The 25,872-nt window shown below is 59.9% G+C and carries 25 protein-coding genes; 6 read left to right on the forward strand and 19 right to left on the reverse strand.

Annotated features, from left to right (window positions below):
* Positions 1-3 precede the first annotated feature (3 nt).
* Genes ACSOSP_RS22695 through ACSOSP_RS22705 form a run of 3 tightly spaced genes read left to right on the forward strand, consistent with a single transcriptional unit; the run spans position 4 to position 4,098 of the window.
* Complete coding sequence (locus ACSOSP_RS22695; protein ID WP_455313162.1) at positions 4-1,395, forward strand: aldehyde dehydrogenase family protein; 1,392 nt, start codon at positions 4-6, stop codon at positions 1,393-1,395.
* A 23-nt stretch (positions 1,396-1,418) separates the two neighbouring features.
* The gene (locus ACSOSP_RS22700) at positions 1,419-2,591 is read left to right on the forward strand and encodes an iron-containing alcohol dehydrogenase (RefSeq protein WP_455313163.1); all 1,173 of its coding nucleotides are present in this window, start codon (positions 1,419-1,421) and stop codon (positions 2,589-2,591) included.
* 28 nt (positions 2,592-2,619) lie between these two features.
* Entirely contained in the window at positions 2,620-4,098 is a 1,479-nt protein-coding gene (locus ACSOSP_RS22705) for a M81 family metallopeptidase (RefSeq protein ID WP_455313164.1), read from the forward strand.
* 2 nt (positions 4,099-4,100) lie between these two features.
* On the opposite strand, the gene ACSOSP_RS22710 is transcribed toward ACSOSP_RS22705, so the two are convergent.
* The 3 genes from ACSOSP_RS22710 to metE form a co-directional block, all read right to left on the reverse strand.
* Entirely contained in the window at positions 4,101-5,072 is a 972-nt protein-coding gene (locus ACSOSP_RS22710; RefSeq protein WP_455313165.1) for a LysR family transcriptional regulator, read from the reverse strand.
* Positions 5,073-5,251: 179 nt separating this feature from the next.
* Positions 5,252-6,535 carry a cystathionine gamma-synthase family protein gene (locus ACSOSP_RS22715; protein WP_455313166.1) on the reverse strand — a complete coding sequence of 428 codons (1,284 nt, stop codon included), beginning with the start codon at positions 6,533-6,535 and terminating at the stop codon, positions 5,252-5,254.
* Positions 6,536-6,768: 233 nt separating this feature from the next.
* Entirely contained in the window at positions 6,769-9,048 is a 2,280-nt protein-coding gene (metE, locus tag ACSOSP_RS22720; RefSeq protein ID WP_455313167.1) for a 5-methyltetrahydropteroyltriglutamate--homocysteine S-methyltransferase, read from the reverse strand.
* Positions 9,049-9,152: 104 nt separating this feature from the next.
* Between metE and ACSOSP_RS22725 the strand changes: the two genes are divergently transcribed.
* A complete protein-coding gene (locus tag ACSOSP_RS22725) occupies positions 9,153-10,070 on the forward strand; it encodes a LysR family transcriptional regulator (protein WP_455313168.1) in 918 nt (305 codons plus the stop codon).
* Between the two features lie 46 nt (positions 10,071-10,116).
* Here ACSOSP_RS22725 and ACSOSP_RS22730 read toward each other — a convergent pair whose 3' ends face one another.
* The 4 genes from ACSOSP_RS22730 to ACSOSP_RS22745 form a co-directional block, all read right to left on the reverse strand.
* Complete coding sequence (locus ACSOSP_RS22730; protein WP_455313169.1) at positions 10,117-11,526, reverse strand: heavy metal sensor histidine kinase; 1,410 nt, start codon at positions 11,524-11,526, stop codon at positions 10,117-10,119.
* Positions 11,526-12,203, reverse strand: coding sequence for a heavy metal response regulator transcription factor (locus tag ACSOSP_RS22735; protein WP_455313170.1), 678 nt, complete (start codon positions 12,201-12,203; stop codon positions 11,526-11,528). The genes ACSOSP_RS22730 and ACSOSP_RS22735 overlap by 1 nt, the downstream gene beginning before the upstream one ends.
* Before the next feature lie 214 nt (positions 12,204-12,417).
* Positions 12,418-13,143 carry an alpha/beta hydrolase gene (locus tag ACSOSP_RS22740; RefSeq protein ID WP_455313639.1) on the reverse strand — a complete coding sequence of 242 codons (726 nt, stop codon included), beginning with the start codon at positions 13,141-13,143 and terminating at the stop codon, positions 12,418-12,420.
* A 202-nt stretch (positions 13,144-13,345) separates the two neighbouring features.
* Positions 13,346-13,696: a DUF4148 domain-containing protein gene (locus ACSOSP_RS22745; RefSeq protein WP_455313171.1), complete on the reverse strand. Its 351-nt coding sequence runs from the start codon at positions 13,694-13,696 to the stop codon at positions 13,346-13,348.
* A 543-nt stretch (positions 13,697-14,239) separates the two neighbouring features.
* On the opposite strand from ACSOSP_RS22745, the gene ACSOSP_RS22750 reads away from it, so the two are divergent.
* Together ACSOSP_RS22750 and ACSOSP_RS22755 are read left to right on the forward strand one after the other, a co-directional pair.
* Positions 14,240-15,448 (forward strand): aspartate transaminase, encoded by a 1,209-nt coding sequence (locus ACSOSP_RS22750; protein WP_455313172.1) that lies wholly within the window; start codon positions 14,240-14,242, stop codon positions 15,446-15,448.
* Positions 15,449-15,489: 41 nt separating this feature from the next.
* Positions 15,490-16,164: an RraA family protein gene (locus tag ACSOSP_RS22755; protein ID WP_455313173.1), complete on the forward strand. Its 675-nt coding sequence runs from the start codon at positions 15,490-15,492 to the stop codon at positions 16,162-16,164.
* A gap of 83 nt (positions 16,165-16,247) precedes the next feature.
* Here the strand turns inward: ACSOSP_RS22755 and ACSOSP_RS22760 are convergent, their stop codons facing one another.
* From ACSOSP_RS22760 to pxpB, 12 genes are all read right to left on the reverse strand, one after another.
* Positions 16,248-17,012: an SDR family oxidoreductase gene (locus ACSOSP_RS22760; protein WP_455313640.1), complete on the reverse strand. Its 765-nt coding sequence runs from the start codon at positions 17,010-17,012 to the stop codon at positions 16,248-16,250.
* Between the two features lie 5 nt (positions 17,013-17,017).
* A complete protein-coding gene (locus tag ACSOSP_RS22765) occupies positions 17,018-17,539 on the reverse strand; it encodes a gluconokinase (protein WP_455313174.1) in 522 nt (173 codons plus the stop codon).
* A gap of 106 nt (positions 17,540-17,645) precedes the next feature.
* Positions 17,646-18,494 carry a transporter substrate-binding domain-containing protein gene (locus tag ACSOSP_RS22770; protein WP_455313175.1) on the reverse strand — a complete coding sequence of 283 codons (849 nt, stop codon included), beginning with the start codon at positions 18,492-18,494 and terminating at the stop codon, positions 17,646-17,648.
* A gap of 62 nt (positions 18,495-18,556) precedes the next feature.
* Complete coding sequence (locus ACSOSP_RS22775) at positions 18,557-19,285, reverse strand: amino acid ABC transporter ATP-binding protein (protein ID WP_455313176.1); 729 nt, start codon at positions 19,283-19,285, stop codon at positions 18,557-18,559.
* Positions 19,286-19,311: 26 nt separating this feature from the next.
* The gene (locus ACSOSP_RS22780) at positions 19,312-20,073 is read right to left on the reverse strand and encodes an amino acid ABC transporter permease (RefSeq protein WP_455313177.1); all 762 of its coding nucleotides are present in this window, start codon (positions 20,071-20,073) and stop codon (positions 19,312-19,314) included.
* Between the two features lie 2 nt (positions 20,074-20,075).
* Positions 20,076-20,777, reverse strand: coding sequence for an amino acid ABC transporter permease (locus ACSOSP_RS22785; RefSeq protein ID WP_455313178.1), 702 nt, complete (start codon positions 20,775-20,777; stop codon positions 20,076-20,078).
* A gap of 304 nt (positions 20,778-21,081) precedes the next feature.
* Positions 21,082-22,080: a 2-hydroxyacid dehydrogenase gene (locus ACSOSP_RS22790; protein WP_455313179.1), complete on the reverse strand. Its 999-nt coding sequence runs from the start codon at positions 22,078-22,080 to the stop codon at positions 21,082-21,084.
* Between the two features lie 84 nt (positions 22,081-22,164).
* On the reverse strand, positions 22,165-22,905 hold the full coding sequence (locus ACSOSP_RS22795; RefSeq protein ID WP_455313180.1) for an SDR family oxidoreductase: 741 nt from the start codon (positions 22,903-22,905) through the stop codon (positions 22,165-22,167).
* A 46-nt stretch (positions 22,906-22,951) separates the two neighbouring features.
* Complete coding sequence (locus ACSOSP_RS22800; protein WP_455313181.1) at positions 22,952-23,719, reverse strand: LamB/YcsF family protein; 768 nt, start codon at positions 23,717-23,719, stop codon at positions 22,952-22,954.
* Positions 23,720-23,732: 13 nt separating this feature from the next.
* Entirely contained in the window at positions 23,733-24,155 is a 423-nt protein-coding gene (locus ACSOSP_RS22805; RefSeq protein ID WP_455313182.1) for an acetyl-CoA carboxylase biotin carboxyl carrier protein, read from the reverse strand.
* A 4-nt stretch (positions 24,156-24,159) separates the two neighbouring features.
* A complete protein-coding gene (locus tag ACSOSP_RS22810; protein WP_455313183.1) occupies positions 24,160-25,164 on the reverse strand; it encodes a 5-oxoprolinase subunit C family protein in 1,005 nt (334 codons plus the stop codon).
* Entirely contained in the window at positions 25,161-25,832 is a 672-nt protein-coding gene (pxpB, locus tag ACSOSP_RS22815; protein ID WP_455313641.1) for a 5-oxoprolinase subunit PxpB, read from the reverse strand. Before pxpB ends, ACSOSP_RS22810 begins: the two co-directional genes overlap by 4 nt.
* Between the last annotated feature and the right edge of the window lie 40 nt (positions 25,833-25,872).

Here is a 25,872-nt window from a genome sequence, read left to right on the forward strand (position 1 = left end):
ACGATGAAAGATGAACTGATCACCATTAGCCCGATCGACGGCAGCGAATTTGTGCGCCGGCCCTATGCAAGCGAATCGCAGATCGAGCAGACACTGCGGCGCGCGCAAACTGCGCAGAAGGCGTGGGCCGCACGACCGCTGTCGGAGCGGCTGGCGCTGGTTGGCCGCGCCGTAGATCTCTTTGTCGAAAACAAGGCAACCATCGCCGAGGCGATTACGCGCCAGATGGGACGCCCGTTGCGTTACACCGCCGGCGAGGTGGACGGCTTTGTCTCACGGGCGCGCCATATGATGGCGATTGCAGAAGATGCATTGAAGCCCGTGCAAGTAGCGCCGCAGGACGGCTTTACCCGTTTTATGTCGCGTGAGCCGGTGGGCGTGGTGCTCACCATCGCGCCGTGGAATTACCCTTTGCTGACGGCGGTGAACAGTATTGTTCCCGCTCTCCTAGCGGGCAATGCGGTAATTCTCAAGCACTCCGACCAAACGCCGTTGTGTGCCGAACTCATTCATCAGGCCTTCGTCCAGGCCGAGTTGCCCGAGGGCGTGTTCCAGTACTTGCATGTGGATCATGAACGCGTGCGTCGGTTGATACACGCTAAAGAGATCGGCTTTGTCTGCTTCACCGGTTCGGTGGGCGGAGGCCGCATTGTCGAGGAAGCTGCGGCTGGGCGCTTTATCGGGGTCGGGCTTGAATTGGGCGGTAATGATCCGGCCTACGTGCGAGCCGATGCCAATATTGATTACGCAGTGGAGACGCTGGTCGACGGCGCCTTCTTCAATTCAGGCCAGTCATGCTGCGGTATCCAGCGAATTTATGTGGCTCAGCCTCTGTACAAGGATTTTGTCGAGCGCGCCGTGGCGTTGACGAATCAGTATGTCCTGGGCAATCCGCTTGATGCGCAAACGTCGTTGGGGCCGGTAGTCCGTACTACGGCCGCCGATGGAGTTCGCGCAGTGATAGCCGATGCACTCTCGAAAGGCGCTAAAAATCTTATCGATGAAACCACGTTCGGACTGTCGCGCGCCGGCACGCCTTATGTGGCGCCGGGCGTGTTCGTGGATGTCGATCATGGCATGACGCTGATGAACGATGAGTGTTTCGGACCGGTGGTCGGCATCATGCCGGTGTCCGGCGATGAACAAGCAATTGAATTAATGAACGACAGCCCCTACGGTTTGACGGCCGCTGTGTTTACGAGCGATGAGGAAGCCGCTCTATCGATTGGCCGGCGCGTCGAAACCGGCACCTTCTTCATGAACCGCTGCGATTATCTCGACCCTGCGCTCGCCTGGACCGGGGTGAAGAATACCGGCCGAGGTGTCACCCTCTCGGCGATCGGGTACGAGCACCTGACGCGGCCCAAATCTTTTCATCTGAAAACCCGTCTGTGAACGGATCTTCAAAGGAATCTCTTATGTCACATCCGTCACTCCCCTCTGCAAACTGGAACTACCCGACTGCGGTCAAGGTCGGTGCCGGCCGGATCAGCGAATTGCCGCAATGGTGCAAGAGCCTTGGCATGCGCCGGCCGCTGCTGATCACCGACCCGGGTCTGGCGGCATTGCCGCTGATCGGCAAGGTGCTGGATCACTCCCGGTCCGCCGGTCTCGAGAGCGGGCTGTTTCACGATATCAAGGGCAATCCGACTGGCAAGAATGTCGACGATGGCGTGGCCATATTCAAGTCCGGTGGTCACGACGGTGTGATCGCTTTCGGCGGCGGCTCGGCCCTCGATGCGGCCAAGGCCGTCGCGCTAATGGTTGGCCAGGACCGTCCGCTGTGGGATTTCGAAGATGTCGGCGACAACTATCTGCGGGTCAATGTGGCGGGCATGGCGCCCGTGGTGGCTGTGCCGACTACGGCCGGGACAGGCTCGGAAGTCGGGCGGGCTTCAGTGATCACCGATGACCGCGCCCATGTGAAACGCATCATATTCCACGCGAACATGTTGCCCTCGGTTGTCATCCTCGACCCCGAGTTGACGGTGGGCCTGCCGGCCAAGCTGACGGCGGCGACCGGCATGGACGCGCTCTCGCATAACCTCGAAGCCTATTGTTCGCCGTTCTATCATCCGATGGCGACGGGCATCGCAGTCGAAGGCATTCGCCTGATCAAGCAGTTCCTGCCGCGTGCGGTCAAGGACGGCCAGGATCTCGATGCACGCCTGCAAATGCTGGTCGCGTCGAGCATGGGCGCCACCGCGTTCCAGCGTGGCCTGGGTGCGATGCATGCGCTGGCGCATCCCCTGGGCGCGCTGTATGACGCCCACCACGGCATGCTCAACGCCATCCTGATGCCGTATGTGCTCAAGGCCAACGAATCGGCTATTGCGGAGCGCATCGAATTGTTGGCGCGCTACCTTGAGCTGGCGCAGCCGTCGTTCACATCGTTCCTCGACTGGGTCTTGATGATGCGCGACACACTGGGCATTCCCCATACGCTGAGCGAGATCGGCATCAATGCGCACGACGCGGCGAAAGTCGGCGAAATGGCCGTGGTGGACGGATCGGCCGGGACCAACCCGATTCCGTTCAGCGCCGCCGAGTACAGCCGCATTTTCGTGACGGCAGTGGAAGGCTTGCTGTAACGCCCATTGAACTTGATGAGGGGATGGTGTGGCAAGGATCGGGATCGCCGGCTTCTTACATGAGACGAACACCTTTGCCGCCAGCAGGGCGAGTTTTGCTACCTTCGTCGAAGCGGACGCGTGGCCGGGCTTGCTGGTTGGCGAGGAGATGTTCGGCGCGGTCGCGGGCGTCAATCTGGCGATAGACGGTTTCATACGAGCTGCGCGCACATCGCATCAACTGGTGCCGCTATTGTGGGCCTCGGCCAACCCGAGCGGTCCGGTGACGCAAGATGCATTCGAGGCGATTGCCTTCATGCTCGACCGGATGATCCGTGATGCGGGTCCGCTGGACGCGCTGTTTCTCGATCTGCACGGCGCGATGGTCAGTGAGCATCTGGAGGACGGTGAAGGAGAGTTGCTGCGGCGCCTGCGTCAAAGAGTCGGCGGCACGATGCCGATAGTCGCAGCGCTCGACTTCCACGCCAATATCACGCCGGCCATGATCGAACATGCCAGCGGCCTGGTGACGTACCGCAGCTATCCGCATGTCGACATGGCGCAGACAGGGCAGCGTGCACACGTGCTGCTCGACCGGTTGCTCGCTGGCGAAGTGTTGCACAAGGGCTATCGCCAGTTGCCTTTCCTGATTCCCATGCCCTGGCAAAGCACCTTGTCCGAACCCATGCGTGGTTTGATGGCGCTTGGTGAATCACTGGCGTCGGAACAGGTTTTTGCGGTCGACTTCGTGCCGGGTTTTCCGCTCGCCGATATCCATCACAGTGGGCCGAGCGTCATTGCTTACGGTTCCGATCAGGTGACAGTTGAGGCTGCGGTCGAATCTTTGACTCAGGCTGTTCTGGCGAGGCGGGCTGAATTCGGCGGGCGTCTCTATGCACCGGCCGAGGCGGTTGCGCACGCGCGCGAGTGGGGCCTTCACGCCGGGGCTGGCACGATCATCCTCGCCGATACCCAGGACAACCCGGGCGGCGGCGGCGGTGGAGACACCACCGATATCCTGCATGAACTGCTGAGGCAAAATGCGCAGCGGGTTTGCGCCGGGGTCGTGTGCGATGCCGATTTTGTCGAAGCGGCGACGCAAGCGGGAATCGGCGCCGTTATTTATGCCCCGCTGGGAGGAATGAGCGGCTTGGGCGAGGGACCGGTGCAAGCACCCTTCGAGGTGCTTGCAATTGGAACCGGCCGTTTCACCGGCACGGGACCCTTCTACCTTGGCTGCCACATGGATCTCGGCGCCATGGCCCGGGTGAGGTGCGGCGGCCCGCATGGCATCGAGATCGTGGTGTCGAGCCGCAAACAGCAGGCTGCCGATCAGGCCATGTTTCGCCACGTCGGCGCAGATCCGGCCGATTACCGCGTCCTGGTGCTAAAGAGCTCCGTGCATTTCCGGGCCGACTTCGCCGAGCTGGCAGAGCAGATTCTGGTGGTGGCTGCGCCCGGTATCAATGTCGCCGATTTGCACCATCTGCGTTATGAAAAATTGCGGCCCGGCGTGACGCTCCTTTGAAATCAGCCCAACACTATCGATGGCAATAACCACGGTGCATTCGCCTCGATGATTGGCAGGAAACGACTTTTCAGCAAGGCCACACTGTCCTGAGCGAGTTGCTGCGGCAGCACGCCAAGATCGTCCTGACGGGCGACCATGGTGAGTTCGCGAAAGAACTCCTCGCCGGGAATCGGGAACAGGCGAAACGCCGGAGAAAACTTATTGTCCGGTGTCAGCCCCGACTGCAACAAGCACAACGGCGTGGTGATGGTCCAGCCGGCATTGGCCATGACCATGGACATGATCGCGAACGTATTGTCGAGTTGCAGCCGTAGCGGTGGTTGAATTCCCCATTTCTCCAACTGGGTTTCAATGCTTCGACCAATGACAGTCGTATTGCTGTAGCGAATGAAATCGCCGCTGACCAGCAGGTTGCGCAGAGAAGGAACGGGTCCCTTGAAGTCGCCGGGCAAAACCAGCACAAAAGGTTCGCGCAAGATGCGCTGACGGTACAGCAACGGGTTCTTCAACACGACGTCATCGGAGATGATGATGTCCACCCGCCTGGACAACAATGCTTCGGCATGCTGATGAGATTGGCCGGTCACCATCGACCAGTTGGCGGTGCGCTGCCGTATTGCAGTCAGCAGATCGGCGCCAATGCTCGTGGCCATGGAATCGACCAGTGCAATCCGGATATGCTTGAGCGGTTCACCGAGAGGTTTGCGGAACTCCTGACTCAAATGCCTGGCTTCATCCAGCAGCGTACAGGCCCGGTTGTAGAACTGGCGCCCCACGGGTGTCAGCATCGGGGGCCGCTGTGAGCGATCGAGCAATTGCAGGTTGAGTGTTTGTTCCAGGTTCGACAGCGTTTGAGAGACTGAGGATTGCGTGATGCTGAGTCGTTGACCAGCCGCTGTCATGCCGCCGGATTCGACGACAAGCACGAAGACTTCAAGCGCCTTCAGATCGAAAGAAATGCCATTTTGCATAAGACCGGCTGAATAGCCGCAGCGGGAAGTGGCCGGAAACGGTGGGTCGCGCCATACGTCGGCGTAGTGTACCTGCTGTTAGCGGTGGTGTAAAAAGCGACGCTAAACCCGAGGAATGCGCCGCATGTTCTGCATCACATCAAGCTTTCCCACGCGGCTGCCGAGGTCTCGCCATACAGTCAACAATGCTCCAGCGCGTTCGACAGGTCGGCGATCAGGTCATCCGGATGCTCCAGCCCGACCGAGACACGAATCAAGCCTTCGGACACGCCCGCTGCGGCGCGAGCCTCAATGGGCACGCCGGAATGCGTTGTCGACGCCGGATGGCAGATCAGCGATTCCGTACCGCCCAGGCTAACGGCAGACTTGAACAATTCCAGGCTATTGATAAACCTGAACGCCTGTTCGCGGCCTCCATCGAGTACAAACGCGAAGGTCGAACCTGGACCGGTGCATTGACGTCGATACACCGCCTGGTAAGCAGGATCGTCGTTCAGTTCGGGGTGCAGGACCTTGACCGGCCTATGAGGATTGCTCGCCAGCCATTGCGCGACAGCCGTGCCGCTTCGGGCCGCCTGCTCCATGCGCAGGACCAGCGTTTCCATTGACCGCGTGATCATCCACGATGAGTGCGGATCGAGTTGCGAACCCAGTGCACTCCGGATCGAACGCACTTTTGTAACCAGGGTACGGCTGCCTGTCACTCCGCCCGCGACCAGGTCGCTATGTCCGCCGACGTACTTCGTCAGCGAATACACGCAGAGATCGATGCCTTGATTGATCGGCTTCTGATACAACGGCCCGAGCAGCGTGTTGTCGCACACCGAAAGCGGACGATAGCCGTGGCGACCCTCAAAGGCGTCAATTTCTCGACGCAGCCCTTCGAGATCGAACAACGCGTTAGTTGGATTAGCCGGCGTCTCGATGTAGCACATGCGCACCTTGCCTTTTTGTGCTGCGGCTTCGAGCGCGTTGCGAATGGCGTCCGGTGAAAGACCATCGTCGATGACTTGCGATGTGATGCCCCATTCCGGAAGAAACTTGGCTATCAGTGTTTCCGTTCCGCCGTACAGCGGCGCCGACTGCACGACACAGTCTCCTGGCCGCAAGAACGCCAGCAAAACCGCTGCGATGGCGGACATGCCGCTCGATGTCACGACCGCGGATTCGGAGTCGTCCAGAAGAGCGAGCCGATCCTCCACAATCTCAAGGTTCGGATGATTGAAGCGGCTATAGACCAGTCCCGCGCTTTCGCCTTCCGGTGAAGGCTTGCGGCCTGCGACCATATCGAAGAAATTGGCGCCATCTTCTGCCGTACGGAAGGCGAACGTCGACGTCAGGAACACAGGCGGCTTGACCGATCCTTCAGAGAGGAAGGGATCGTAGCCGTAGGACATCATCTGTGTCTGGGGATGCAGATCGCGATCGCCAATCTTGCGCTTATGGTAGTTGCGATAGGCCATGCTTGCTCCAAATGAGGTTTTACTGACAGTCGAGCGTTGCGGGCAGTCGTGGCGTGCTTGGCCATCGGCAACGCGAGACCATGCTACTCCAAGATACGGGCGAGACTTGCGCCGCCCGTAAGCACCCGAAGGCGCTCAAAGAACAAACGGCCACCCGAAGGCGGCCGTCGTTCATGGTTCCGAGTGGTTCTACGCTGCGCTATCGCTTGAGCATTGTTAAAGCTCGCCCGAGATCACAAACCCGCACGCAATGTCTTAGCCGCGGCGACCATGTTCTTGAGCGCGGGGATCACTTCATCCCACTGACGCGTCTTCAGGCCGCAATCCGGATTGACCCACAACCGCTCCGCCGGAATACGCTCAGCCGCTTTGCGCATCAGTTGCACGATGTGCTCCTGGCTCGGGATGTTCGGCGAGTGAATGTCGTACACGCCCGGTCCGATCTCGTTCGGGTAGTTGAAGTTATCGAAGGCATCGAGCAGCTCCATGTCCGAACGCGATGTCTCGATCGTGATCACGTCGGCGTCCATATCGGCGATCGACGCGATGATGTCGTTGAACTCCGAATAGCACATGTGCGTGTGGATCTGCGTTTCGTCCTGCACGCCGTTCGCGGTGATGCGGAACGATTCAATAGCCCACCGCAGGTAGTCGTTCCACTGCGACTTGCGCAACGGCAAGCCTTCACGCAGCGCCGCCTCGTCGATCTGGATCACACGCACGCCGGCCTTTTCAAGGTCCAGCACTTCTTCGCGGATAGCCAGCGCCAACTGATGGCACGACACCGAACGCGGCTGGTCATCGCGGACGAATGACCAGTTCAGGATGGTGACCGGGCCGGTCAGCATGCCTTTCATCGGCTTGGCGGTTTGCGATTGAGCGTACTTGATCCACTCGACGGTCATCTCCTTCGGACGGCTGATGTCGCCGAACAGGATAGGTGGTTTCACGCAGCGCGAACCGTAGGACTGCACCCAGCCGAACTGGCTGAACGCGTAACCGTCGAGCTGTTCACCGAAGTACTCGACCATGTCGTTGCGCTCGGCTTCGCCGTGCACGAGTACGTCAAGGCCCAGTGCTTCCTGTTCACGCACGCTACGCGTGATCTCGCTGTGCATGACGGCCTTGTAGCCTGCGTCATCCAGTTCGCCGCTGTTGAACCGGCTGCGAGCCTGGCGAATCTCGGCCGTTTGCGGGAACGAGCCGATAGTCGTTGTCGGATACGCCGGCAGCTTCAACAAGGCCGACTGCTTCGTGGCACGTTGCGGGTAGGCGCTTGAACGACGGCCGAGTGCTGCATCGATTTTCGCAACCGCTGCCTTCACCGCCGGGTTGTGCACGCGCGGCGACGAACGGCGGCTCTGGATCACGGCCCCGTTCTCATCGAGCGCCGCTTGCACCGACTTGCGTCCATCGTTTAGCGCGTGGGCCAGCACCTTCAGTTCATCGAGCTTCTGCAATGCGAAAGCGAGCCAGGACTGGATTTCCTTGTCGAACTTATGCTCGCTGGCCAGATCGACCGGCACGTGCAACAGCGAGCACGACGGCGCAATCCACAAGCGGTCCCGCAATGTCTTGTGAATGGGTTCAAGCCAGTCCAGCACCGCGCTCAAGTCGCTCTTCCAGATGTTCCGGCCATTGATGACACCAAGCGACAGCACCTTGTCCGCCGGCAATTGCGCGAGTACTTGCTTCACTTCGGCACGCGCGTTGATCGCATCGATATGAAGCCCTTGAACCGGCAGCTTGCACGCGATGGCCAAGTTGTCCTGCAACTGCCCGAAGTAAGTGGTCAGCAGCAGTTTGGCCTTCGAACCCTTCAACGCGTCGTATGCGGTGACGAACGCTTGCTGCCATGTTGCATCGAGCTCCGTCACCAAGGCGGGCTCGTCGATCTGCACCCACTCGACGCCTTGCGTCGCCAGCTCTTCAAGCAACGCTGCATAGACCGGCAACAGGCACGGCAGCAACGCGAGCTTGTCCGAGTCATCCTTGGCCTTGCCGAGCCACAGATACGTCACCGGGCCAATGATGACCGGCTTGGCCTTCACGCCGAGCTTGCGAGCTTGCGTCAGCTGATCGAGCAGGCGCGAAGCATCGAGTGCAAATTCAGTCGACGCGCTGAATTCCGGCACGATGTAGTGATAGTTCGTATCGAACCATTTGGTCATCTCGCCGGCCTGCACGCCGCAGCTGCAAGCCGAATCATGCGCGGAGCGGCCACGCGCAACGCGGAAGTAATTGTCCAGCGGGTCGCCGTCAAAACCGCGGACGCGTTCCGGGATGTTGCCGAGCGTAAAGCTCGTATCAAGCACTTGATCGTAGAACGAGAAATCGCCGACGGGCACATGGTCGAGCCCGGCCTGGTTTCCCCAATGCCGCTCGCGCAGTCGTGCGCCCAAGCCGGTCAGTTCATCACCCGACGACAGCCCCTTCCAATACCCTTCCTGCGCGAATTTCAGTTCGCGCTTTGCGCCGATGCGGGGGAAACCCAAATTGTGCGTCGTGACCATTGATGTACCGCTCCTGAAATGAACGGCTCGATCATAGGGTGAGTATTCTATGAAATATAATGGTCTTTTCTCATTGATCGATTAGTTCCTTTCATGGACGCCACATGCTCGAACGCACTCATCTGGCCATTATTCGGGAAGTCGACCGCCACGGCTCGCTGACTGCCGCCGCGAACGTGCTGTGCCTGACGCAGTCTGCGCTCAGCCATACCGTCAAGAAGATGGAGCAGCAGCTCGGGACCGCCGTGTGGAGCCGCGACGGGCGCAACCTGCGCCTGACCCAGGCGGGACAGTACCTGCTGGCGCTCGCCAACCGCGTGCTGCCGCAGATGGAACATGCCGAAGAACGCATGAGGCAATTCGCGCTGGGACAGCGCGGGACGTTGCGCATTGGCATGGAATGCCACCCTTGCTACCAGTGGCTGCTGAAGGTGGTGTCGCCCTATCTCGCACGCTGGCCCGACGTGGATGTTGACGTCAAACAGAAATTCCAGTTTGGCGGCATTGGCGCATTGTTCGGCTATGACATCGACATATTGGTTACGCCGGATCCATTGCGAAAACCCGGCTTGCGCTTCGAGCCGGTGTTCGACTATGAGCAGGTATTAGTGGTGGGACGGCAGCATAGACTGGCACAAGCGCCTTTCATCCTGCCCGATGAACTGGCGGAAGAGGTCCTGATCACGTATCCGGTCGAGATCGATCGCCTGGATATCTATAACCAGTTCCTCATGCCGGCGAACGTCATGCCGAAACGGCACAAGGTCATAGAGACCACCGACATCATGCTGCAAATGGTCGCGAGCGGCCGGGGCGTTGCCGCCTTGCCACGCTGGCTCGTTGAAGAGTATGCGGACAAAGTCGCGGTGAATGCGGTCCGGCTAGGCAAACGAGGCATTGCCAAGCAGATCTTTCTGGGTGTGCGCGAAACAGATACGACAATCGATTATCTAAGCGCTTTTGTGGAGCTTGCGCGCGGGTCCGACTGGAATGCGGCGGTGGAAATAGAGCAGGCGCAATAGTCCGATTTTTCTATCTATGTGTTAGCTGCGCGCTAAGCTCTACCATTCATTTGACCAGCGGAAAAGTCAGGACGAATCGTGTGCCCTGCGGCGCACTTTCCGCGTGTACCTTGCCGCCGTGCAGCTCCATGATCGTCCGCACTATTGCCAGTCCCAGCCCGGTCGATCCGCTCGCCGACGCACCGCTCGTCCGCGATGGATCCGCGCGATAAAACCGGTCAAAAACGCGTTCAAGCAGGTTCGCGTCCAGTGGAACGCCTTCGTTGGCAACTTCAACGCGCACTGCGCCGTCGCGTTCGGCAACGGACAACATGATCTCGGCGTCACGCGGTGTAAAGCGCACCGCATTCGCAAGCAGATTGCTGACCGCCCGCCGGAAAAGTTCGATATCCGCCTTCAATCGCGCATGCCCCGTCACGCGAATTCGAATGCCGGCGTCTTCTGCAATCCCCTCAAAATAATCCGCTATCTTGAAGAGCTCTTCGTCGACATCAAACTCAAGCAAGTGCCGCGAAAAATGAGGATGCTCGGCGCGTGCAAGGAAGAGGACATTTTCGATCATCCTTGAAAGGCGGTCGCACTCTTCAAGATTCGACGCCAACAGCGTCTGATATTCCTCGCTGGAGCGTGGCCGGGCAAGCGCAACCTCGGTTGAGCCGCGCAAGTTGGCCAAGGGCGTGCGCATGTCATGGGCGAGGTCCGCCGTAAATCGGGAGAGCCGGTTGAAACCATGCTCGAAACCGGAAAACATGCCGTTGAGCGAAGCAATCAGCGTTTCGAGTTCTCTCGGCACCTTGCGCACCGCGATGCGAGCGCTAAGATTTTCAGTCGTAAAATTCGCCGCGCTAAGAGCGATATCACGCAAGGGCCTGAGTGACTGGCGCACCAGCAAGTAGCTCATCAAAAACGCCAGCAACGCGCCTGCGCCGCTTGCAAGAAAAAGCCGGTCGCGATATTTATCCAGCAGCAGCCATCGGTCGGCTACATCACGCATCACGACTATCTTGACGCTCGAACCGTCAGCCAGTTTCGCTTCGGCGGCAACTCGCCGGAACGGCGTGCCGTCGCTGGCGCTCAGGGCCGTGATCGACGCCGCCGTAATTTGCTCGGAGGCATCCAGCTTCGCCGCTGGCCACGCAATGCCGAGCGCGGCGCTGGACAAGTTATGTTGCAGGAGAACACGGCCAGATGAATCGATCACTTCCGCCGACAAAGCCCCGTTGCCCAGCACCAGGCTTTCCAGGCGCTCCCGATGCTGCGTCAACTCACTCACATTGGCCAGCTCTTGCGTCAGGCGGCGCATGTGCCGCGCCGCCAGCACGATGTCCTGATCGTCCTGCGTACTGACCTCGTGCGCCAGCGCCATATACACGTAGCTTCCCACCAGGGCGAACACCGCCAGCGTGGTTCCCGCAAAGGCCAGTGCCAATGTCTGCGTCAAAGACCGCGAGCGCATCAGTCGTCCTCTTTGGTATCGATGACGTAGCCCACACCACGCACTGTCTTGATGAGTTTGACTTCGAAGTCATCGTCTATTTTTGCTCGCAACCGGCGAATCGCGACTTCGACCACATTGGTATCGCTGTCGAAATTCATGTCCCAGACATAGGATGCAATCTGGGTGCGGCTCATCACCTCGCCCTGCTTGCGCGCAAGCAGTTGCAGCAGCGCAAACTCGCGCGGGGTCAACTCTATCCGCTTGCCCGCGCGGCGGACCTTGCGGCGCGTCACATCGATTTCCAGGTCAGCAAGCGTCAGCAGATCGTGTTCCCGTGGCGGCCCTCTGCGCGCCAATGTGCGCACGCGCGCGAGCAACTCGACGAACGCAAACGGCTTGACGAGATAATCATCGGCGCCGAGTTCGAGTCCACGTACGCGATCGATTACGTCGTCACGGGCGGTGAGGAACAGAACAGGGGTCGCTTTCAAGGTCCGAAGATTCTTCAGGACACTCCAGCCGTCCATGGTCGGCAACATCACGTCCAGCACGATGACGTCATACGTATCCTCTCGTGCCAGGATCAGGCCTTCCGCGCCGTCAGCCGCCACATCGACCAGAAAGCCGGCCTCTTCCAGACCCTTCTTGATGTAGGCGAGCGCCTTTTGCTCATCCTCAATGACCAGAACCCTCATGTCGACGCCTCGCTGCAACGTTTTATTTACCTGAAAGAATAGTACGCCACGCCGTTTGATTCTGACCCGCGATTCAAAACCTCGTGATGTTTCGGTGAACCCGCACCGGGTAAAGCCGGGCTCCATGTTGCAGTAGCCAACATGACGGGACTCCCATTATTTGATTACAAAATTGAGAGGTAACGAGGTTCCTGTCGTTGCGTTGATCGACGCCTTACTGCTGGGCGTGTTTCGCTGCATCTTCGATGACGGCCGCGACTTCCTTCGGACGCGACTCATAAACGGAGTGGCTCGCGCCCGGGATCACGGTCGTGTGGCTGTGCGCACGCGCGTAGTACCAGCGTTCGAGATCCGGGTTGATGATCTTATCCGCGCCGGCGACGATGCCCCAGCTAGGCTTGGAGGTCCACGCGGCGACCGTCATGGGCGCCGAGAAAACCTTGGCGGCCGTCAGGATCTGCGATTGTGCTTCGAATTGGGCTTGCTTGAGCGGTAAATCAGCGGCGAAGTCTTTCGGGAAATCCGCAGGGTTCAGGTACGTGTAGCCGTCGTCGGTCTTCTTGATCGCACCCGCTTGCTTCGATGTATAGCTGGGCATGCCTTTGCCAAGGTCGCTTTCATCCTCGCCGACTGCCGGTGCGTGCGCGGCCACATACACCAGCCCGACAACGTTCGGGTGCACGCCCGCTTCAGTGATGATGGAACCGCCATAGCTGTGAGCCACGAGGATTGTCGGGCCGTTCTGAAGGTCGAGAACGCGCTTGGTTGCTGCTACGTCGTCGTCGAGGGAACTCAACGGCTCCTGCACCATGGTGACGTGATAGCCGTCTTTGGTCAGGATGTTATAGACGGGTTTCCATCCCGAACCATCCACCCACGCTCCATGCACCAGGACAATGTTCTTCACCGGGGCATTTTTCGGCTGGGCATCCTGCGCCATTGCGCCGGTCGATGCAAAGAGGCAAGCAGACAAGGACAAGGCTGAGGCGACCAAAGGCAAGATCTTCACGAGAGACTCCGTTATCGGTTAGATGGGGAAAGGAATTGGAGAGAGCAGGTTGCGAGGCAAGATGAAGGGCGTAATCAGGTCCTCTGCGAGTCATTGGATTTGCAACAACAGCACAGGCCCTGAACCGCGCCACTCAGCTACCCGCGTAGATGTTGCAAAAGCTGTACGGACCGACGCAGGTCGAGCGGGAGGCTGTATGCATCGGGGCGCCTGACGACGAAGTGCCGTTCTCGGCCACGCCGCCGTAGGCTTGCATCGCCTGTTGCTGGCCGTTCTCAGCCGCGATCTTCGCTTCGGCAGCCTGAATGTCGGCCGGGTAGTTGATGTCGCTACCGCCGCCCGGTTGGTAACCCGCCTGTTCAACGCGCACCAGGTCTGCGCGCACTTCAGCGCGCGTCACAGGAGCATTCGATTGCGCGAAGCTGAGGACCGGAGCAGACAAGGCGCCAGCGGCGAGAGCGAGACAAACGAGAGCTTTTTTCATGATGACTATTCCTTGAACGAGTGTGATCGATTAGCGGGCCCATTTGCCCGGAAACGGATGATTCTGCAGCTGCGCCAGTGAGATCAAGATACTGATCTTTACTTCGGCATCCTTACCTGGTTGAATCCAAATTACTGCGTCTATGCAGTGGCAAACACATCGGTATTGCTGTTATTCCACGAGTGACCAAAATAATTTCTTCGGCTTGCTGCTGACAGATCTTCGTAAGGCACGACTTGCAGCTTTGGATTTTGCTTACATGCGAAGCAGGCATGGCCATCAACTTCTGTCCGCCGGCCGTTGCAATCTCGGTGACGTGCAATCAGTATCTGCTTTCAGGTTTTTCGCGAATCTGACATCAGCATTACCAAATTGTTATCTTTGCCCGGAGGCGGGCTGATTGGCGTTCAGCCAGCCGCGTGCGGCGGATGTTTGATCCATGCCATAAGCGTTTCTTCTCGCACGAGATCGAAACCGTCTTGGCTTAATGTTTCCTTCGCTTCTACTGTTATGGGTAATCCCACAGCCGATGCAAGGAATTCCGTGAGCACTTCCCGAATCGCCGCTCGAGTGCGGCGCATCAAGCCATCGCCGAGCACTTCCGCGGCAGACCGCGCCAACGAGTTGCGTCGCCAGGGCAAGTCGATCGTCAATCTGGTGGTCGGAGAACCCGATTTCGATACCCCAAAACATATTCGCGAGGCCGCCGCGGCCGCCATGGAGCGTGGCGCCACCCGTTACACGCTGATGGCCGGCACGCTTGAGCTCCGCGAGGCTATCGTGGCGAAGCTGGCGCGTGAAAACGGACTGTCCTACGCGCCGAACGAAATCATTGTCACGAATGGCGCGAAGAGTGCGATCTATAGCGCGTTCTCCATCACGCTCGAACCGGGCGATGAAGTCATCGTGCCGGCTCCCTACTGGGTTTCGTACCCTGACATGGTGCTCGCCTGTGACGGGACCCCGGTGACCGTTGCATGCCCGGAAGAAAACGGCTTCAAGATCACCCCTTCGCAACTCGAAGCCGCGATCACGCCGCGCACCCGCTGGCTGTTGATCAACTCACCGAGCAATCCGACCGGGGCGAGCTACACGCTTGCCGAATACCGCGCATTGGCCGATGTCCTGGCCGCCCATCCTCATGTACTCGTCATGACGGATGACATCTACGAGCACCTTCGCTACGACGGCCAAAGCACGCCCCATTTCCTGCAGGCGGCACCGGAACTGCGCGACCGGACGCTCGCGATCAACGGCGTGTCGAAGACGTATGCCATGACGGGCTGGCGGATTGGTTACGTGGCAGGTCCACGGGATCTTATAGTCGCACTCGACACGCTGCTGTCCCAGTCCTCCGGTAACTGCTGCTCGATCAGTCAAGCCGCTGCAACGGCCGCGCTGAACGGCGATCAAAGCTTCGTGACGGAAAGCACCGCGATCTATAAAAAGCGCCGCGACGTGACGCTCGAAATGATCAACGCGATTCCCGGCTTGAGCTGCCGTCAGCCCGATGGCGCGTTTTATCTCTACATTAATTGTGCCGCGTTGCTTGGCAAGAGCACGCCTGAGGGCAAGCTGATTGCCAACGACACCGACGTCGTGATGTATCTGCTCGACAGTGCCGGCGTGGCTGTTGTTGCTGGCGTGGCTTACGGCCTGTCGCCTTACTTCCGCTTATCGATCGCGACGTCGCTCGATGTCCTCGAAGAAGGATGCCGCCGCATTGCTGCCGCTGTAAAGGCACTGCGCTAAGCGACGGCCCTGAACCATTCAACCGCTTCATCGATACAGCCATGTCCACTTATAAAGCTATCCGCAAGAATCCCTCCGCCAGCCAGGCCGATGCCGCGATCATCGCGTCATTGCACGACATTCCGGTGTCGGCGTTGAGCGACAACATGCATCGCAACATGGGCACGACAGGCCTGTCGCCCTACCACCGTCCGGTCGCCGCAACGATGGCCGGAACAGCCGTCACCGTGCGCTCTCGCGGCGGAGACAACCTCACGTATTTACGCGCGCTCGAATTTTGCCGCCCGGGTGACGTGCTCGTCATCGACGCAGGCGGCGACCTCAACAATGCGGTCATTGGCGGCATTCTCACGTTCTATGCGGCAAGCATCGGCATGGCGGGTATTGTGATCGACGGTGCGATCCGCGATGTAGCCGAAATCCGCAGCCGCGAATTTCCAGTCTATGCGCGCGGCGTTACGCACCGCGGCCCTTATAAGGACGGTCCGGGCGAAATCAACGTGACGGTCAGCGTAGGCGGCATGGTGGTGAATCCCGGCGATATCGTGGTCGGCGATCAGGACGGCGCCCTGGCAATTCCTCAAGAGGATGCGGCAACCGTGATCGAGAAAGCCCGTGCAGTGCTGGAGGCTGAGGCGCGGACCATGCAAGCCATGAGAGAGGGCAAGTGGGACCGGTCGTTTATCGATGCGCTCGAGGCGCGCTGCAACAACTGAGGCGATCCGCCGCTTGATAAGAAAACCAAAAAGCGCGTTGTGACTACAACGCGCTTTTTGTTTGCTTCAGCAAAGTGGATTCGTTAAAGCGTTGCCGTCACGCCGCCATCGACATAAAGAATGTGTCCATTGACGAAGTTCGAGGCCGAACTCGTGAGGAATATTGCCGCGCCCACCAGGTCTTCAACATCGCCCCAACGCCGCGACGGTGTGCGTCCGATAAGCCATGCGCTAAAGGTTTCGTTTTTCACGAGCGCTTCGGTCAACTCGGTCTTGAAGTAACCCGGTCCGAGCCCATTCACCTGGATGCCGTGCTTGCCCCAGTCGATCGCCATGCCCTTGGTCAACATTTTCACAGCGCCTTTCGTCGCGGTGTAAGCAGCGATGTCGGGGCGTCCAAGCTCGCTTTGAACCGAGCAGATATTGACGATCTTGCCGGCGCCACGCGTGATCATGAAACGCGCGACCGCCTGCCCGACCAGGAACACGCTGTCCACGTTCGTCTTCATCAACTCTTGCCATTGCTCATGCGAAAATTGGTCCAGAGGCGCGCGACGCTGCATCCCGGCGTTATTGACGAGAATATCGATAGGCCCGTCTTCACGTTCAATCTTATCGATCGCGGCCGTGACCGCCGCCGGCGACGTCACGTCGAAACTCAATGCACTGACGGCCAACCCTTCATCGCGCAGACTCGCCACCGCTTCTGCAAGGCGCGCCTCATTTCGTCCGTTGAGGATAACCTGCGCGCCGGCGCCCGCCAGCCCGCGCGCGAGCGCGAAGCCGATCCCGCTACTTGAGCCGGTGACAAGCGCACGCTTACCCGTCAGATCAAACATGTTGAGCATCTGATTCAAAATATCTCCTGTTTATTCGTATGTTCCTGAGCGTCGAGCCATGGCGATATCTGGCCAAGTTGCAGCGCCGTCGCGTCCGATGCGTGCACAGCCAGGACGTTCGGCTCCCCCACAGGCGACTCAAGCGCCTCGAACTGGTGAGCCACCAGCGAGGGCGGGAATTCATGTGCTGTCCGGGCGATCACGCGTTGCATCGCAATGCCGGGAGCGACATCGAGAAAGACAAACCTGAGGTTCTCGACGTGCCGCCGCAGCGTCTCGCGGTAGCTTCGCTTCAAAGCGGAACAGGACAGCACGACCGAATCCGACTCGTCGGCCATTATGCTCGCCAGCAGTTCGAGCCAGGGTTCGCGGTCGGCGTCGCCAAGTCCAATGCCATTGCGCATTTTCTCGCGGCTGCTCGCCAGATGATACTCGTCTCCTTCGACGAAACGTGCATGGAGCAAGCGCGCGAGGGCCTCTCCGAGCGTCGATTTTCCCGAGCCCGATACGCCCATCACAACAATTTTATGGTTCACCTAGGGTCCACACCAAGCGTTTTTTGCGAGTCAAACAATAAGGCGATCAGCGCATCGGCAGAAACGCGAAACGCGTATCCGCCGATGCTTTCATGGCATGGCGCGCTCAGGACACCGGCGTGAACTTGAGCTGATCGATCGGCGTGACCTTGTCGGTACGCGAGAGACCGTAAGGCGTCTTCGGGCCGAGCCACTTGTCGAAAATCGCGCTCATCTCGCCGCTCGCCTCAAGCGACATCAGGGCTTTGTTCACGGCGCCGAGCATGGCCGGTTCGTTCTGGCGCAAGCCAACAGCGATCGGTTCGATCAACATGGGTTCGGCAGCAATCGCGACAGCGTTGTCAGATCCCTCAACCTGTTTCGAAATCTTGATTGCGGTCATCTGGTTGGTCACGAAGCCCTTCACCTTTCCTTGCTGCAACGCGAGGAACGCCGAACTGGTGTCGTGGAACGTCACGGCCTGGCCGTCCTTGATGGAGAGCGGAATGGATTGCGCTGAGGTCGAGCCGTCAGCCGCGCTGATTTTTTGTCCTGAGAAATCGGCGAGCTTTTTCCCGGCATCGGCCTTCTTGACGATCAGCACTTCCTTGGTCGAGTAGTAAGCGTCGCTGAAGGACACCTGCGTTGCACGGGTCTTGGTATAGGCAAGGTTCGCCACCACCATGTCCACGCGACCGAGTTTCAGTTGCGGAATGCGCGCTTCAACCGCAAGCGGCTCGAGACTCACCTTGACGCCGAGCTGCTTCGCAATGGCCGTGCAGATATCCACATCCATGCCTTCGAGCTGACGTGTCTGCGCGTTCGGATACGAAAACGGCTCCACGTTTGAATACACGCCGCAACTCAAGGTCCCGTGTGCCTTGATATCGGATAACTGATCTGCCTGAGCAGGTGCGACGCACGCGACCCACCCCGTAAGCGCCAGCATGCCCGCTAATCCTGCTTTTGAACGCATCGAAAGACTCCTGACCTTGATTGAATTGAGAACGACCTGGCTTTGAAAACAATACGAACGCATCAGTGGGTGCGCAAATCCGACAAGAACCGCTGGGCCCGTTCATGCTGCGGATGCAAGAAGAACGCTTCCGGCTCGGCGGTCTCAATGATCTTTCCCGCATCCATGAACCACACGCGATCCGCCACCTCGCGAGCGAAACCCATTTCATGGGTCACGCACATCATCGTCATGCCGTCCTGCGCGAGGCTCTTCATGACGTTGAGCACTTCACCCACCATCTCGGGATCGAGCGCACTGGTGGGCTCGTCGAAGAGCATGGCCGGCGGGTCCATTGCAAGCGCGCGCGCAATGGCCACGCGTTGCTGCTGGCCGCCCGACAACTGGCCCGGGAATGCCTGCGCCTTGTTGCCCAGTCCCACGCGCGACAACAGGTCAGCAGCTTTACGCTCGGCTACCGCGCGCTTCATGCCGCGAACGCGCATGGGCGAGAGCGTGATGTTGTCGAGCACGGAGAGATGCGGGAACAGGTTGAATTGCTGAAACACGAATCCGATCTTGCTGCGGAATGCATTCAGACTCACCTTCTTCTCGTGGATATCCTGGTCGTCGAACGAGATACTGCCGCCATCGATTTCCTCAAGACGGTTGACCGTGCGAATCAGCGTGGATTTGCCCGAACCGGATGGCCCACACACCACGACGACCTCGCCCTTGCGTACCTCGGCGTTGACGTCCACGAGCGCGTGATATTCGCCATACCACTTGTTCACGCCGGAAAATTTGATCATGTCGGATCCTTCGAACGATTGGGCGCTCATTGCTCGGTCACGGCCGCTTCAAGAAGCGGTTGCTCCGCGCCGGGACGCGTCTTGTTACCTGTCTTGTTGCCCTTCCCGGCGCGCTTGCGCGTCACGCGTCGTTCAAGGTAGTGAGCCAGTTGTGTCAGCGCGTAGCAAAGAACGAAGTAGCTCAACGCGAGAATGAGGTAGACGGGAAACGGCTTGGTCAGAAGCCGGTTGTTGATCTGGTCGGCTGCAAAGGAGAGCTCCTGGACATTGATGATGTATCCCAGCGATGTCTCCTTGATGGTCGAGACAAACTGCGTGACCATGCTCGGGACCACGTTATAGAGCGCCTGCGGCAGGATCACCGCGCGCATGGTCTTCAGGTAGCTCATGCCCAGTGCTCTGGACGCCTCGGTCTGCCCCTTCGGCAGGGCCTCGATACCTGCGCGAATGATCTCGCCGAGATACGCCGAGTCGTAGATCACGAGGGCGCACAGCATGGTCACGAATCCGGTCACGGGGTAACCCGTCAGCACCGGGACAAGGAAATAGACCCAGAAGATGACCATCAGCAGCGGCACGCCGCGAACCGCGTAGACAAGTCCGGTCGCCGGTGCGCGCAATACCTTGAAGTGGCTGATGCGAGCCAGTGCAACGAGGATACCTAACGGAATCGCAATGACGAGTGCCGATACGGACAGCAGGATGGTCACAACGATGCCGCCGATAGGACCATGCGGATACTGCCCGATGAGCAGCAAGGTCCAGTTGTCGCGCAAGACGTCGAACATGATCACTTGACTCCCGGAATGCGGTAGTGCGCTGCGATCCTGGCGCCCGCCAGCATGATGACGAGTGACAAGGCGAGATAGAGCACGGTCGCAACCAGGTAGGACTCGAACGACAGGAACGTCTCGTTCTCGACCTTGCGCGTGACGTAGGTGAGTTCGGCGGCCCCGATCGCCATCGCCAGGCTGGTGTTCTTGAACAGCACGACAGCGTGGTTCACCATGGGCGGAATCGAGTTGCGCAGCGCCTGGGGAAGGATCACGTAACGCATGCCCTTGATGAAGTTCAATCCCAGTGCGCGCGATGCTTCGTATTGACCGTAGGAAATGGCCCGCAACCCGCTGCGGATGTCTTCCGACAGATACGCGCCGCTGCACAGCCCGATCGCGATGACCGCGAAGATGAACTGGCCGTTGTACTGGTTCAGCCAGTCTTGCAGAGGCGCAGGCAGCAGGGTCGAGATCCCGAAGTACCAGAACAGGATCTGCACAAGCGTGGGCACGTTCCGGTGATAAGCCACGAAGGTGGACACGAACATCGTGCACGGACGGCGGTTCGTGAGGCGGATCAGGGTCAACAGAACGCCTACGACGAGCGACAGGCACCATGCCAGCCCGGCCATCGCGAGCGTCAGCTCGACACCGTGCAGGAACAATGCGCCGTAGTCGCCTTGCAGTACCGTCGCCAGGTCGAAATGAAGTTTCATGTCACGCGTTCCGAAGGGTTCAGAGCACCCTGATGCCGGTGCCCGGGTGGGTCGACGACATCCCGCTTTGACTGCCGGAAGATCTTGTCGACGTTCGCCATGAATTCATACTAGCTCGCAAAAAATCGACCATGCAGACGCCTTTCTTCTGGGACGATAAGTTTCGGGAATGGTCCCGGCGAGAATGCGCCGGAGCCAAGCCAGGAAAGGATGTGCGCCGGTTTTTCAAGCTTCCCTGAAGCGCATTCGACGCCCGGCCAGGCGTGAGCATCGAGCACTCGTAAGCGGGGTCGATGTCCACCGTTCAAGCCGGCGCGGACACCTGCGTCAGAACCTGTGGATTGACCGGGGTGAGCACCTCGCCGCCGTTCAATGCGGCGATCAGGTTATCGACGCAAAGCGACGCCATGGCGCGCCGCGTCCTGATCGACGCGCTGCCGATGTGCGGCGTCAGCACCACGTTCTTGCAGGCCAGCAACGCGGGATTGACCTGAGGTTCGCCTTCGAAGACATCGAGCGCGGCGGCGGCAATACTGCCTTCGCTCAGTGCCTCGGCGAGCGCGAGGTCATCGACTACGCCGCCTCGCGCGATGTTCGTCAGCGTCGCCGATGATTTCATTTGCTTGAGCTCCGCCCGGCCGATCGCGTGATGCGAGCTGGCGGAATAAGGCACGACCAGAATCAGGTGGTCGGACTCGCGAAGCAGCGCTTCCTTCTCGACATAACGCGCGCCGCACTCGGCCTCTGTCGCGGCCGCCAGCGGTGTCCGGTTGTGATAGATCACGTCCATGTCGAATCCGCGTGACGCGCGTTTGGCGATCTCCTGCCCAATGCGGCCCATGCCCAGGATGCCGAGCTTCGCGCCGTACACGTCGCCGCCCACGAACATATCGAAGCGGCCGGTCTTGATCCACTCACCGGCCCTCAGGAAATGCTCGGACTCGGTGATGCGGCGAGCGGCGGCCATCATGAGGGCGAAGCCGAAATCGGCCGTGGTTTGCGTCAGCACGTCCGGCGTGTTGGTGACGAGCACGCCACGCGCGGTGCAGGCGTCGACATCGACGTTGTTATAGCCCACGCCAATGTTGCACACGGCCTTCAGTTCCGGACACGCATCGAGCAGCGTCGCATCAATCCGGTCACTACCGGCCGTCACCGCTCCGCGCTTGCCTTGCAGATGGGCGATCAGTTCGGGCTGGGTCCACAGCATGTCTGACGGGTTGTCGGTCACGTCGAAATGTTCATTGAGCTTTTCCACGATGTCGGGAAACGATGCCCGCGTGACAAGAACGGAAGAGCGCATAGGGTGATCTCCAGATGATTCGATGAGAAGTACGAACGAGCGGGCAAGCACGAACGGCCATGGTGCCGCGTGCGTGCGAGCGGTTTAGTCGCGCTTGATCGTGGTCAGTCCGCCCGGCACTTGCAAGGTCGGCAAGATTTCCATGTTGCTGATGTTGACCGCGAGCGGGGCAGCGATAGCGAACGCAATAGCGTCGGCAATATCCGACGGCAAAGGCAGTTCGAATCCATCGATGTATTGCTTGCGCGCCGCCTCGATATCACCGTGCACGTGCCCGAAGATATCGGTGGCCACGCGGCCCGGGCAGATCTCGGTCACGCGCACGCGCTTGCCGGTTGCATCGACGCGCAACTGGCGCGACAACGCGTGAACACCCGCCTTGGTCGCGTGATAGATCGAGTTGCCGCCGAAGTTATAAATGGCAGCAATTGAAGTGATGTTCACGATATGACCGCGGTCGCGCGCCACCATGCCGGGCATGGTCAACCTGACAATGTGCAGGACCGCCTGAAGATTCACTTCGACCTGCACGTCAATGTCGTCGACGCTCGCATCGAGAATCGAGCCTTTGCGCGATACGCCCGCGTTGTTCACGACAATATCGAACGGTACTTGCTCCGTGAGTTTGGTCACGGCGTCGAGATCGGAGACATCGATGGCGTGCGGGATACATCCGGTGCGCTCTGCCAGTTCGTTCAGCCGCTCGGCATTGCGCGCGAGCGCGTGCACTTCGAGCCCTTCGCGGCAAAAGCGCTCGACAATCGCGGCGCCCATTCCGGTTGAAGCGCCCGTCACTAAAGCGGTCTTGTAGTCTGAAAACGGCATGAATTACCCCTGTTCCTGATTCAAAAAATGCACAAAAAAATGGCGCTCACTTGACGAGCCGCGATACCGGCACGATGCGCCCGCCAGCCGATTCGATCGCGCCCCGCACCGTACGCGCGAGTTCGACAGCGCCGGGCGTGTCCCCATGGAGCAGGATCGACTGCGCGACGATCTTCAGGCGCTGGCCGGTGATGGTCGTGACCGTGCCGTCCTCGAGCAACTGCGTCACGCGGGCAAGCACGGCTGCGCGGTCCTTGATCACGGCGCCGTCGAGCTTGCGCGAAACGAGGTTGCCTTCGTTGTCGTAGGCGCGATCGGCGAGAAAGGTATTGGCGACCCGCATGCCGATCTTGTCGGCGGCACGCTCGATCTGCGTGTTCGTCGATACGCTGACGATAATGCGGTTATCGAAATCGGCCACGGCGCGCACGAGCGGCTCCGCGAGTTCATACGATGCCGCGGCCATGTTACCGAGCGCGCCATGAAAACTCATGTGCGTGAGATGCGCTCCCGCGGCTTTCGCAATGCCCGCGAGCGCGCCCATCTGGTACAGCACGTACTTGGCGAGTTCAAGCGGATCAGCTTGAATGGGCCGGCGTCCGAAGCCCATGAGATCGGGAAAGCCGACATGCGCGCCAAGGTCGATGTCGCGTCCCAGCGTCATGCGCACCGTCCGGTCCATGATCACCGGATCGCCCGCGTGATAGCCGCACGCCACGTTGGCCGACGAGACGATCTCCATCATTGCTTCGTCTTCGCCCATCCGGTACGGGCCGAAGCCTTCGCCCAGGTCCGCGTTCAGATCGATTTCCATGGTGTCACTCCGTTTAAAGGTTGCCGGCCGGCGCGAGGGTCATCAGCGCGGTCCCGTATCCGACCGTCGCACCCGGCTCGACCAGCCACTTCACGACGACGCCGTCAGAAGGCGAGATCACCGGAAGGCAAAGCTGTGCTACGCGCAGCAGGCCCAACACATCGCCCTGTTTGACCGCCGCACCCGGTTCGACAATAGGCGTTGATCGCATCGGATGGCATGTCAGCAAGACGCCCGATGATGTGGCAAGGACCCGCGTCTCCTGCACGGTCGGCGCGGAGCGCACGGGTTGTGGACTAGCGGCGCCACCGCCCTCGAGCGTCAGCCGGACCAATGTCCCTTGCCCGCCGATTTCGATAAACCCGATGCCCGCCGTTTCGAGCCATCCGGTGATCTGCCGAAGCTCGCTGATCTGCAATTCTTTTTTCTGTGTCATCGCGCTAGGGTCTTGTGCCCCGATGGAGCCCGACGAGGTTACGCAACTTCGTCATATAACGGTCGAGTTCATCCAGCGCGTCGACGGCCTCTTCGTAGCTGGTCTGCACGAAGCGCAGCTTCGAGCCGATGCGTGCCTGCGCCAGCCGCCAAAGGTCCGCTTCGATGACCGTGCCGATCTTCGGATAACCGCCCGAGGGTTGCGCGTCTCGCAACTGGATGATCGGCTGACCACTGGGTGGCACCTGGATCACGCCCGGCACAATGCCGTGCGAGCGCATCTCCACCGGACGTTTTGAAACCAGCACCGGTCCGCCAAGCCGATATCCATAGCGATCGCTTTGCGGCGTGACTTTCCAGCTTTCCCGCCAGAACGCTTCGATGGAGTCCTGCTCGTAAGCGTCGTATTCGCCGGCCGGCAACACGCGCACAACAGTGTCGGCGGGATCGGTCAGCGGGCTTGTTTCAAGCTCGCCAAGCGTCCATGAAGGCGGCGTCACGCCGAATCCCGCTGCGTCATTGATCGTCTCGCTATGCGCCGGGTCAACACCCGCTGCCTGAACGACATCGCCCTTCTTGAGCTGCCGTCCGAGGAAACCACCGAACTCGCCTCGCAGTTGCGTGCTGCGCGATCCGAGCACGACCGGCACGTCCACGCCCCCCTTGAGCAGCAGATAACAGCGCGCGCCGCTGGCAGGAACGCCAATGGTCAGCACATCGTCTTTTTTAGCCTGCAGGGTCCACCACGGCAAGACCGGGCGCTCGCCAAGACGCGCCGAGCAGTCCGCTCCCGTCAATGCGAACGCAGTGTCTTGCGTGAAGCGAACGCGAAACGGAAATAGCGGGATCTCGATACCGGCGGCATCGTCGGGATTGCCCAGCATCAGGTTGCCAATGGCGAGCGCCACGCGGTCCATCGCGCCTGACGTGCCCACGCCGTATCGCAGATAGCCCTGGCGGCCCTGATCCTGAATCGTCGCCAGAGCGGCGTTGGAAAGTACCTCGATCATCGGACAATCCTTTCGACGCTGAAGCGGATCATGTCGCCCGGCGCGAACATGGCGGGGTCTGTCCGGGCCGGGTCAAAGAACGACATGTCCGTGTGACCGATCGTGTTCCAGCCGCTCGGTCCCGCTGACGCCGAGACACCGGTCTGGACTCCGCCTATGGATACCGCGCCGCCCGGCAAGCCGAGCACCGGCACCTTGCGGCGGGGTGCTGCGATGCGCGGGTCCATGCCGCCGAGATAACAATATCCCGGGTGGCTGCCAAGGGCATAAACCGTGTAAAGCGGTTCGCTATGCAGCGCGACAATCTCATCCACCGAGAGTCCTGTATGCGCGACCACGTCGCTCAGATGCGGGCCGAAATCGCCGCCGTACTGAACGGGGAGCACGACCGTCCTGCCTTCGAGCGACAGCTCTTCCGCTGCATCCCAGGCGTCGTGCAGAGCAGCGACGAGCGAGGCGGGCTGGCGCGGCGGCCGGTCGAAGGTGAGCATGAGGTTCGACATGCCGGGAACCGCTTCGCGGATACCCTCCCATGTCGCAGCGCGTTGCCCGAGCGCCCAGATGCGGCGCTGCGTCTGCAGATCGAGTTCGCCAGGTGCTTCGAACAGCATCGCGCTCGTCCCAAGCAAGCTGATCCGCGGTTTTTGATCGGCGTCGCTCGGGGTCATCAAGTGCGCATTCCCTTGCACATGGTGTTGGGGACGCTTG

It is taken from the genome of Caballeronia sp. KNU42 (genome assembly GCF_053760385.1).